We start from the raw sequence: 9,764 nt of genomic DNA on the forward strand, positions 1-9,764 counted from the left end.
GGCAGATCCGGCCGGGTCCGGGTCGGATTCGGGGCAGGGGCGCGGTTGTGCGTAAACTAAACCGTGCACCAATCGGGGTGTAGCTCAGCTTGGTAGAGCGCGCGCTTTGGGAGCGTGAGGCCGCAGGTTCAAATCCTGTCTCCCCGACTCGTAATCAAGACCGGATTCCCATGTCTTATGGGGTCCAACGATCCAACCGTCAGGAGCAGCACGCTGTGAAGAGCGCCGTCGAGAATCTCTCCCCCACCCGGGTCAAGATGCACGTCGAGGTCCCGTTCGCGGAGCTCAAGCCGAGCATCGACGCCGCCTACAAGGAGATCGCGTCGCAGATCCAGGTGCCGGGTTTCCGTAAGGGCAAGGTCCCCTCCCGCCTGATCGATCAGCGCGTGGGCCGCGGCTACGTCATCGAGACCGCCATCAACAACGGCCTGGATGACTTCTACCGCCAGGCGGTTGAAGAGGCGGACGTGGTCCCCCTTGCCCGCCCCGAGGTGGAGGTTGTCTCTGCCCCCATCGATGAGAACAACGCCGAGGGTGACCTCGTGGTTGACATCGAGGTAGACGTCCGTCCCACCATCGAGCTCCCGGAGTACTCCGGTCTTGAGGTTGAGGTGGAGGCCCGCGAGGCCGGCGACGCCGACGTGGAGAAGGCCATGGATGAGCTGCGCGGCCGCTTCGGCACGCTCAAGCCCGTGGAGCGCCCCGCCAAGGATGGCGACTACACCACCATCGATCTGACCGCCACCATCGGTGACGAGACCATCGACGAGGCCACCGGCCTTTCCTACCTCATTGGCTCCGGCACCATGATCGAGGGCCTGGATGAGGCGCTTTCTGGTCTGTCCGCGGATGAGGATGCGGCTTTTGAGACCACCCTGGCCGGTGGCGATCACTCCGGTGAGACCGCCCAGGTCAAGGTTGTCCTGACCGCCGTCAAGGAGCGCGAGCTTCCCGAGGCAGACGACGACTTTGCTCAGCTTGCCTCCGAGTTCGACACGATCGCCGAGCTGCGCGCCTCCCTCGTGGAGAAGGCCCAGGAAGACGTGATCGTGGAGCAGGGCATCGAGGCCCGCGACAAGGTCCTGGTCAAGCTCACCGATCTGGTGGAGGTGCCGGTCCCCGAGTCCGTCATCAACGAGCAGATTGAGCAGCACTTCAACGGCGAGAACCAGGCCGAGGATCACGACACCGACGCCCACCGCGCCGAGATCAAGACCAACACCGAGAACGCCTTCCGCAACGAGATCGTCCTTGACGCCGTCGCCGAGAAGGAAGACATCGGCGTCGAGCAGCCCGAACTGATCGAGTACCTGATCCAGACCTCGCAGCAGTACGGCATGGATCCCAACCAGTTCGCTCAGATGCTTGAGGGTGCCGGCCAGGTCCCGATGATGGTCGGCGAGGTTCGCCGCCGCAAGGCTCTGGCCCGCGTGCTTGAGCTGGCCAAGGTCACCGATTCGAAGGGCAAGACCATTGACCTTGCCTCCTTCGTGACCCCGGCGGGCGACGACGAGGCCGACTCGGCCGAGTAGTCCTTTCGGTGGGCCAAGCCCACCTGACCGACGGCGGGCCGTCACCTTTTTCGCGAAGGTGACGGCCCGCCGTCGTACGCTCTGGGCGCAGCACCCCCGCGCACCGTGCGCCAACAGCGAAACGGGCCCGACGCGCGCGCGGCGGGCGGGTCTTGCTGGGTACTGTCTAGGCAGCAGACCAGTCCCGGGCACCGCCTCATCGGCGGGAGCACCGGATACGTTGAGAGGGAATCTAAGATGACCAACGACGCCACCCCCCGCATGGCCTCGGTCGATGCGGCCAGTCGCGAGGACTACATCTACAACCGCCTCCTCAAGGAGCGGATCATCTGGCTCGGCACCGAGGTGGAGGACGGCATCGCCAACGCGATTTGCTCGCAGTTGCTGCTGCTCTCCGCGGAGGATCCCGAGAAGGACATTTACCTGTACATCAACTCGCCCGGTGGTTCCATCACCGCGGGCATGGCGATCTACGACACCATGCAGTTCATCCCGAATGACGTGGTGACGGTAGCGACCGGCCTGGCCGCCTCCATGGGGCAGTTCCTGCTCTCCTCCGGCACGCCGGGCAAGCGCTACGCCACCCCGCACGCGCGCATCCTGATGCACCAGCCCTCCGGCGGCATCGGCGGCACCGCCTCGGATATTCGTATCCAGGCGGAGCTGATCCTGGACATGAAGAAGGTCATGAGCGAGCTCACGGCCGAGCAGACCGGCCAGAGTGTCGAGACCATCCTCCTGGATAACGAGCGCGATAACTGGTTCAACGCCAAGGACGCCCTGGAGTACGGCTTCTTTGACCACATCGCGACCAATTCCACCCACGTGGCCGGCAACGGCGGCATGGGCGCCTGAGCGCCCCCGCCTCCCTCCAGACACCTTCCTTTCTGAGACGAGATACTCAATGATCTTCAACGGCAAGGCAGAGAACCTGCCCACCAACCGCTACACCCTCCCGCAGTTTGAGGAGCGCACCCCCTACGGCTTCAAGCGTCAGGATCCCTACGCCAAGCTGTTCGAGGACCGCATCATCTTCCTCGGCTCGCAGGTTGATGACGTCGCAGCTGACGACATCATGGCGCAGCTCCTGGTCCTGGAATCCATGGACCCCGAGCGCGACATCACCATGTACATCAACTCTCCCGGCGGCTCGTTCACGGCCATGACGGCCATCTACGACACCATGCAGTTTGTGCGCCCGGAGATCCAGACGGTGTGCCTTGGCCAGGCCATGTCCGCGGCCGCCGTGCTGCTGACCGCCGGCACCAAGGGCAAGCGGCTTGCGCTGCCCAACGCCACGGTCATGATTCACCAGCCCGCGCTGGGCGGCGGCAGCCGTGGAACCGCCTCTGACCTGGAGATTCAGGCCGAGGAGGTCCTGCGGATGCGCAAGTGGCTCTCAGAGACCATCGCCGGTCACTCCGGCCAGACCGTGGAGCGCGTGGACAAGGACATCGAGCGTGACCTGTTCATGACCGGTGCCGGCGCCAAGGAGTACGGCCTGGTTGACGAGGTCATCACCCCCCGCAAGATGAAGCCGACGGCCATCTCGCGCTGAGGTAACAGCCTGAAGGCGCGGCGTCACGAGACCTCGTGACGCCGCGCCTTCAGCATTCCGGGGTACCCCTCACTTACAGTTGAGTGAGGCGGTTCCCCCGCCAACCAAGAATGTCTAGTCGTAAGAGGGCAACAGATGAGCGAGAGTTCCGACCTGTTGAAGTGCTCCTTCTGTGGGAAGAGCCAGAAGCAGGTGCGCAGGCTGATTGCCGGGCCCGGCGTCTACATCTGCACCGAGTGCATCGAGGTCTGTAACGAGATCATCGATGAGGAGGCGGTAGAGGTCGTCGAGGAGTCGGCGTTTGAGCTCCCGCGCCCTCGGGAGATCTTTGATCACCTGCAGGAGTTTGTGGTGGGCCAGGAGGCCGCGAAGAAGGCCCTGGCCGTCTCCGTCTATAACCACTACAAGCGCATCAACGGGCAGGGTTCCTCCCTCTCCGGCGCCCTGGAGCACCGCGAGCTGGATGAGGTGGAGGTCGCCAAGTCCAACATCATGCTCATCGGCCCCACCGGCTCCGGTAAGACCTACCTGGCGCAGACCCTCGCCAAGCGACTCAACGTCCCGTTCGCCGTTGCGGATGCCACCAGCCTCACGGAGGCCGGCTACGTGGGAGAGGATGTGGAGAACATCCTGCTCAAGCTCATCCAGGCCGCGGACTTTGACGTCAAGCGCGCCGAGCAGGGCATCATCTACATCGACGAGATCGACAAGATCTCGCGCAAGAGCGAGAACCCCTCCATCACCCGCGATGTGTCTGGTGAGGGCGTGCAGCAGGCGCTCCTGAAGATCCTGGAGGGCACGGTGGCCTCCGTCCCCCCGCAGGGCGGGCGCAAGCACCCCCACCAGGAGTTCATTCAGATCGACACCACCAACGTGTTGTTCATCGTGGCCGGTGCGTTCGCGGGCCTGGATGACATCATCGCCAGCCGCGCGGGCAAGAAGGGCATCGGTTTTGGTGCCCCGCTGGAGCACTTGAAGAGCTCCGAGGTCTCCTACGCGGACGTGCAACCGGAGGACCTGCTGAAGTTTGGCCTGATCCCCGAGTTCATTGGCCGCCTCCCCGTCATCACCGCGGTGGAGAACCTGGACCGCGAGTCCCTCATCAGCATCCTGACGGAACCCAAGAACGCTCTGATCAAGCAGTACCAGAAGATGTTCATGCTGGACGGCGTGGAGCTGGCCTTTGACCAGGAGGCGCTGGACGCCATCGCGGATCAGGCCCTTGAGCGGGGCACGGGCGCTCGTGGCCTGCGCTCCATCCTCGAGGAGACGCTCGGCGCGGTCATGTTTGAGGTGCCAAGCCGCGACGACCTGGCGCAGGTCATCGTGACCCAGGCGGTCGTGACGGATCATGCCGCACCCACCCTGGTGCTGCGTGAAGAGACCCAGCGCCGCCCCAAGTCGGCCTGACCGCGCCTTCCCAGCGACACCGATCGTCACGGGCCCGCCCCTCCCGCACCCACCGGTGCAAGGATGGGGTGGGCCCGTCGCAGTTCCACCGGCCTTCCCCCTGCAGATGAAGGAGACTCACATGTCCACGAAGAACACCGTCGACTTCTGGTTTGACCCGGCCTGTCCCTTTGCCTGGTGCACCTCGCGCTGGATCCTGGAGGTGGAGAAGGTCCGCCCCATCACCATCAACTGGCATCTCATCAGCCTGGGCGTGGTCAACGAGGGCCGGGAGCTTGCCCCGGACTACCGCAAGCACATTGACGGCACCTGGGGCGCCATTCGTGTGGTGGCCGCGGCCCAGGCCGCCGCCGGCGCCGAGGTGCTCGGCGCGCTCTACACGGGCATCGGCACCCGCTTCCACGACCAGGGACTCTCTCAGGGCCAGGAACAGCGCAAGGAGTCCGTGGCTCAGGCCCTCGCGGAGGTGGGGCTCCCCGCGGAGCTGATCAACGAGTGGGACAACGCTGAACTGGACGCCGCGCTGCGTGAGTCCACCCAGGCCGCGCAGGAGCTGGTGGGCTCCGACGTGGGCACGCCAGTGGTGGCACTGAACGGCGTGGGCTTCTTTGGCCCCGTCATCACCCGGGTCCCCCAGGGTGAGCTGGCCGGCGAGCTCTTCGACGCGGCGGTCACGCTGGCGAACTACCCGCACTTCTTTGAGCTCAAGCGCTCCCGCAACGAGGACCCTTCGGCCACGGAAGAGGGCTAGTTCCGCGGTCTTTCCTGCCGCGAAAAAACGCATGCCCCGCCACACCATTGGTGTTGCGGGGCATGCGTTTTTCGGTGGGCTCGCGCCGTGAAGGCCTAGGCCTCCTCGGTGGCCTCTAGCTCAACGTCGGTGACCAGCAGCTCCTCGCCGCCCTCCACCAGCGCCAGCGTGGGCGCGGCCGTGGCGGCCTGCAGGTCGCTGAGACCCTGACGCAGGCGCTGGATCAGCACGGCGGGGGCCGTGACGGTCGCAGCAAGCACCGCGGTGCGCTGCTTCACCTTGGCCTCAGACTTGACCTTGCGCAAGCCAGCCAGAGCGTGACCCACGGTCGGCAGGACCTCCGGGTCCGCGTCGTCGAGCCCCGCGCGCAGCGCATCGGCAGTGGGCCACTCGGCGCGGTGCACCGAGCCGGTGCGCCACCAGCTCCAGACCTCCTCCGTGGCGAAGGGCTGGAAGGGAGCCAACAGGCGCAGCACGGCGTCAAGCGTGGTGGCCAGCGTGGCGCGCACCGAGGCCGTCTCCTCGGGGGAGACGCCGCCGTAGGCCCGATCCTTGATCAGCTCCACGTAGTCATCGGTGAAGGACCAGAAGAAGGACTCCGTCAGGGACAGCGCCCGGGAGTAGTCGTAGTCCTCAAACGCGCGGGTGGACTGCTCCACCACGTCAGCCAGACGCGTCAGCAGCGACTTGTCCAGGCCGTTGATGATGACGGAGGAGTCTCCGGAGAGCACGTCCTGGGCGGAGGCGCCCATGTTCAGCGCGAACTTGGAGGCATTGAGCACCTTGATCGCCAGCCGGCGGCCAATCTTCATCTGGCCCATCTCATAGGCCGTGTCCGCGCCAAGCTTGGCGGAGGCCGCCCAGTACCGCACCGCGTCAGCGCCAAACTGCTCCAGCACGTCGGTGGGGACCACCACGTTGCCCTTGGACTTGGACATCTTCTTGCGGTCCGGGTCCAGGATCCAACCGGAGAGGGCAGCGTGACGCCACGGGGCGGCGTCCTGCAACGAGTTGGCCCGCACGATCGTGGAGAACAACCAGGTGCGGATGATGTCGTGACCCTGGGGGCGCAGATCGAAGGGGAAGACCTTCTCAAAGCGCTCCTGGTTAACGCCCCAATCGCCCACGACCTGCGGGGTCAGCGAGGATGTGGCCCAGGTGTCCAGCACGTCCGGGTCTCCCATGAAGCCGCCGGCCACGCCGCGCTGGGACTCCTCGTAACCCGTCGGGGCCTGCGCGGCGGGGTCCACCGGCAACTGCTCCTCGGAGGGAAGGATCGGGGAGGCGTAGTCGGGATTGCCGTCCGCGTCCAGGGGGTACCAGACGGGGATGGGCACGCCAAAGAAGCGCTGGCGCGAGACCAGCCAGTCGCCGTTGAGGCCGTTGACCCAATTCTCGTAGCGCGAGCGCATGTGCGCGGGGTGCCATTCCACCTCGCGGCCGCGGGCCACCAGCTGCTCGCGACGCTCGGCGTCACGGCCGCCGTTCTTGATGTACCACTGGCGAGAGGTGACGATCTCTAGCGGCTTGTCACCCTTCTCGTAGAAGTTCACGGCGTGGCTGATCTTCTCCGGCTCGCCGATGAGTAGCTCGTTCTCCCGCAGCATCTCCACCACGCCCTCCTTCGCGGAGAAGGCGGTCTTGCCCGCCACGCGGGCGTACTGTGCGGCGCCCTCTGCGGTGGTGATCCACTCGGGGGTTTCGGCGACCAGGCGGCCATCGCGTCCCATGATGGGGCGCGTGGGCAGCTGCAGCTCGCGCCACCAGGTGACGTCCGTGAGGTCACCGAAGGTACACACCATGGCGATGCCGGTGCCCTTGTCCGGCTTGGCCAGCGGGTGGGCCTTGACCTGCACCGGCACATCAAAGAGCGGGGAGGTGACCGTCTTGCCAAAGAGCGGCTGGTAGCGCTCGTCGTCCGGGTGCGCCACCAGGGCCACGCACGCGGGGAGCAGCTCCGGCCGCGTGGTCATGATCGGGACCGCGGTCCCGTCCTGGGCAACAAACTCGTAGCGGTAGTAGGCGCCGGGCATCTCCCGGTCCTCCAGCTCTGCCTGCGCCACCGCGGTGCGGAAGGTCACGTCCCACATGGTGGGGGCCTCGGAGAGGTAAGCGTCGCCCTGGCCAAGGTCGCGCAGGAACGCGCGCTGGCTGGTGGCACGGGAGTGGTTGTCAATGGTGCGGTAGCTGATGTCCCAGTCAACGGAAAGGCCAAGCGTGGTGAAGAGGTCCTCAAAGACCTTTTCGTCCTCAGAGGCCAGCTGCTCGCAGAGGTCAATGAAGTTCTGACGCGAGACCACGTCCCAGTCGCGCTGATTCTTGGCAGGCTTCTCCGGGGGCTGGTAGCCCTCCACGTACTTGTACGTGGGGTCGCAGCGCACGCCAAAGAAGTTCTGCACGCGGCGCTCGGTGGGCAGCCCGTTATCGTCCCAGCCCATGGGGTAAAAGACGTTCTTGCCGCGCATGCGCTGATAGCGCGCCATCACGTCCGTCTGCGTGTAAGAGAAGACGTGCCCCACGTGCAGCGAACCGGAGGCGGTGGGAGGCGGCGTGTCGATGGAGTAGACCTGCTCGCGCGTGGTGTTTTCCTCGAAGGAGTAGGTGCCCTCCGCTCGCCAGCGGGTGTTGAGCTTGTTTTCGAGGCCCTCAAGTGCGGGCTTGTCAGGGACCTGGGATGCGGGCGTGTCTGTGCCCGGAATGTTGTCAGCCATGCCGCCCATTCTCCCATGAGCCAGGCGATGGATGGCCCAGCCCGCTCAGGCGGCGAGGCGTCGGTTGGCCTCCAGCCAATCGTGCAATTCATCCATCACGGCGGCCGCCTCGATGGCCCGGGCGTAGGGACTTGGCATGCGGAAAACCTCCGCGCCCCAGGAGGTCAGCGTGGGCTGAAGCCCCGGGCGGCCCTCGCGCCCCAGCAACTCACGCGTGCCGTGGCGCCACATGCTGATGACCAGCTCCACGCCGCGGGCGCTCAGCTCTGCCTCCACCCGGGCGCTGCCCTCGCGCATGAGCGTCAGCGTCTCCGCGTCGTCGTGGGTGCGGGGGACCTGGGAGAGGTTCATGAAGCCCACTCCGGCCGCCGCTGCCTGCAGATCCTGGAACTCGGCTGCTTCGGCACCGAGGCCGGCCGTGGGGTTGAAGAGTCCCGCTTGCCGCAATCTGTCCATCTGCCTGCGCCCGATGGGCCCGTGGTAGTAGTGAGCGTTGTTGATGGCGTCCGGGGCGGTCTTGCCGCCCACCACGGCGCACCAGAGCGGGACGTCGTCGGGGCCGGGCCATAGATCACCCAGGGTCACGGTGCCGTCGGGGAGGGTCAGCAAGAGCATCGAATCACCGGCGGGCAGGCCGCACCTGGGTGTGCCCGGCGGCGCGCGCCTGCTGCTCGGCACAGGCCATCAGCTGGCGGCCCCCTCCGCGGGCCTGCGGAGCGCGGGAGGAGAGTAGGAGGCGAACGAAGGTCTCTGGCTCCATGGCCGCGGAGAACGGTTCGGAGCGCGACTGTTGCGCCTTGCCGGTCGCCACGCACCACTCGATGCTCTCGTCAAGGAGTGCCAGGACGGCGCCCAGATCCGAGGGGTGGGCTGGGCGCGGCTCAGTCGGTTGAGGGGGCACGCGCATGGCTCATTCTTTCATGGGGCATCGCAAGAGCGGCCGCACCTCCTAGGCTGGTGTCATGACTGACGCAGCCACCCCCCGCCCAGCAACGAACCAGCCCCTTCGCCCGCAACCCGCCCGCTCGGCCCTGGTCACCGGAGCCTCCGCCGGCATCGGAGCGGCCACGGTGAGGGCGCTGCGGTCGCAGGGCTGGGATGTGGTGGCCGTGGCGCGTCGGCGCGAACGCCTGCAGGCCCTGGCGGAGGAGACCGGCTGCGCCTGGGTGGACGGCGACGTGTCCCAGGAGGCGGATGTGGAGCGGATGCGCCAGGCCGCGGCTGCCCACGGGGTGAGCACGCTCATCAACATTGCCGGCGGCGCGCGCGGCAATCAGGGCATCGCACAGGCCAAGAGCGAGGACTGGGAGTGGATGTTCCAGGCCAATGTGATGGGTTCCATGCAACTCACCCGCGCCCTGCTTCCGTTGCTCCGGGCTGCCGAGGGCGGCGGCACCGTGCTGAACCTGACAAGCACCGCGGCCCTGAGTAGCTACGAGGGCGGGGGCGGCTACAACGCCGCAAAGGCCGCTCAGAGCGCCATGACCCAGGCGCTGCGGCTGGAGGAGGCGGAGCACGGCGTGCGTGTGGTGGAGGTGCTGCCCGGCATGGTGCGATCGGACGAGTTTGCCTTGCGCAGGCTGGGTTCCCAGGAAGCGGCCGACGCCGTGTACGCGGGTGTGCAGGAGCCGCTCAGTTCCGAGGACGTTGCGGACGTGGTGCGTTACGCGGTCAGCGTCCCGCAACATGTGAACCTGGACCAGATTGTGCTGCGGCCCGTGGCACAGGCCGCGAATCACAAGGTGATCCGCCGCCACTAGCGAGCCGCCGCGGCGCTATCCGCGGGTGGCCGCCTGCCGTAT

9 protein-coding genes and 1 tRNA gene are annotated in these 9,764 nt (G+C 66.5%); 7 read left to right on the forward strand and 3 right to left on the reverse strand.

Translation table 11 applies throughout. The features are described from left to right. Positions 1-73: 73 nt before the first annotated feature. From DWQ67_RS11750 to DWQ67_RS11775, 6 genes are all read left to right on the forward strand, one after another. A tRNA-Pro gene (locus tag DWQ67_RS11750) sits at positions 74-147 on the forward strand. A 68-nt stretch (positions 148-215) separates the two neighbouring features. After that, positions 216-1,532, forward strand: a complete 1,317-nt coding sequence (gene tig, locus DWQ67_RS11755) for a trigger factor (RefSeq protein ID WP_121485806.1) — start codon at positions 216-218, stop codon at positions 1,530-1,532. A gap of 237 nt (positions 1,533-1,769) precedes the next feature. Beyond that, on the forward strand, positions 1,770-2,387 hold the full coding sequence (locus tag DWQ67_RS11760; protein ID WP_121485807.1) for an ATP-dependent Clp protease proteolytic subunit: 618 nt from the start codon (positions 1,770-1,772) through the stop codon (positions 2,385-2,387). A gap of 49 nt (positions 2,388-2,436) precedes the next feature. After that, entirely contained in the window at positions 2,437-3,090 is a 654-nt protein-coding gene (locus tag DWQ67_RS11765; protein WP_121485808.1) for an ATP-dependent Clp protease proteolytic subunit, read from the forward strand. A gap of 135 nt (positions 3,091-3,225) precedes the next feature. Continuing rightward, positions 3,226-4,500 (forward strand): ATP-dependent Clp protease ATP-binding subunit ClpX, encoded by a 1,275-nt coding sequence (clpX, locus tag DWQ67_RS11770; protein ID WP_121485809.1) that lies wholly within the window; start codon positions 3,226-3,228, stop codon positions 4,498-4,500. Positions 4,501-4,621: 121 nt separating this feature from the next. Beyond that, a complete protein-coding gene (locus tag DWQ67_RS11775; RefSeq protein WP_121485810.1) occupies positions 4,622-5,251 on the forward strand; it encodes a mycothiol-dependent nitroreductase Rv2466c family protein in 630 nt (209 codons plus the stop codon). 95 nt (positions 5,252-5,346) lie between these two features. Here DWQ67_RS11775 and valS read toward each other — a convergent pair whose 3' ends face one another. The 3 genes from valS to DWQ67_RS11790 are packed head-to-tail and all read right to left on the reverse strand — an operon-like array spanning position 5,347 to position 8,869. Continuing rightward, positions 5,347-7,962: a valine--tRNA ligase gene (gene valS, locus DWQ67_RS11780; RefSeq protein WP_121485811.1), complete on the reverse strand. Its 2,616-nt coding sequence runs from the start codon at positions 7,960-7,962 to the stop codon at positions 5,347-5,349. 45 nt (positions 7,963-8,007) lie between these two features. After that, positions 8,008-8,577 carry a hypothetical protein gene (locus tag DWQ67_RS11785; RefSeq protein WP_121485812.1) on the reverse strand — a complete coding sequence of 190 codons (570 nt, stop codon included), beginning with the start codon at positions 8,575-8,577 and terminating at the stop codon, positions 8,008-8,010. Positions 8,578-8,581: 4 nt separating this feature from the next. After that, positions 8,582-8,869, reverse strand: a complete 288-nt coding sequence (locus tag DWQ67_RS11790; RefSeq protein ID WP_121485813.1) for a hypothetical protein — start codon at positions 8,867-8,869, stop codon at positions 8,582-8,584. Between the two features lie 55 nt (positions 8,870-8,924). On the opposite strand from DWQ67_RS11790, the gene DWQ67_RS11795 reads away from it, so the two are divergent. Next, complete coding sequence (locus DWQ67_RS11795; protein WP_121485814.1) at positions 8,925-9,722, forward strand: SDR family oxidoreductase; 798 nt, start codon at positions 8,925-8,927, stop codon at positions 9,720-9,722. Positions 9,723-9,764: the final 42 nt, after the last annotated feature.

The sequence above is a fragment of the Galactobacter caseinivorans genome, assembly GCF_003640665.1.
Taxonomy (GTDB): domain Bacteria; phylum Actinomycetota; class Actinomycetes; order Actinomycetales; family Micrococcaceae; genus Galactobacter; species Galactobacter caseinivorans.

Excerpts from the sequence above, each read along its gene's own strand:
- DWQ67_RS11760 (WP_121485807.1), top strand. The coding sequence starts at position 1,770 with ATGACCAACGACGCCACCCCCCGCATGGCCTCGGTCGATGCGGCCAGT.
- DWQ67_RS11765 (WP_121485808.1), top strand. The coding sequence starts at position 2,437 with ATGATCTTCAACGGCAAGGCAGAGAACCTGCCCACCAACCGCTACACC.
- clpX (WP_121485809.1), top strand. The coding sequence starts at position 3,226 with ATGAGCGAGAGTTCCGACCTGTTGAAGTGCTCCTTCTGTGGGAAGAGC.
- DWQ67_RS11775 (WP_121485810.1), top strand. The coding sequence starts at position 4,622 with ATGTCCACGAAGAACACCGTCGACTTCTGGTTTGACCCGGCCTGTCCC.
- valS (WP_121485811.1), bottom strand. The coding sequence starts at position 7,962 with ATGGCTGACAACATTCCGGGCACAGACACGCCCGCATCCCAGGTCCCT.
- DWQ67_RS11785 (WP_121485812.1), bottom strand. The coding sequence starts at position 8,577 with ATGCTCTTGCTGACCCTCCCCGACGGCACCGTGACCCTGGGTGATCTA.
- DWQ67_RS11790 (WP_121485813.1), bottom strand. The coding sequence starts at position 8,869 with ATGCGCGTGCCCCCTCAACCGACTGAGCCGCGCCCAGCCCACCCCTCG.
- DWQ67_RS11795 (WP_121485814.1), top strand. The coding sequence starts at position 8,925 with ATGACTGACGCAGCCACCCCCCGCCCAGCAACGAACCAGCCCCTTCGC.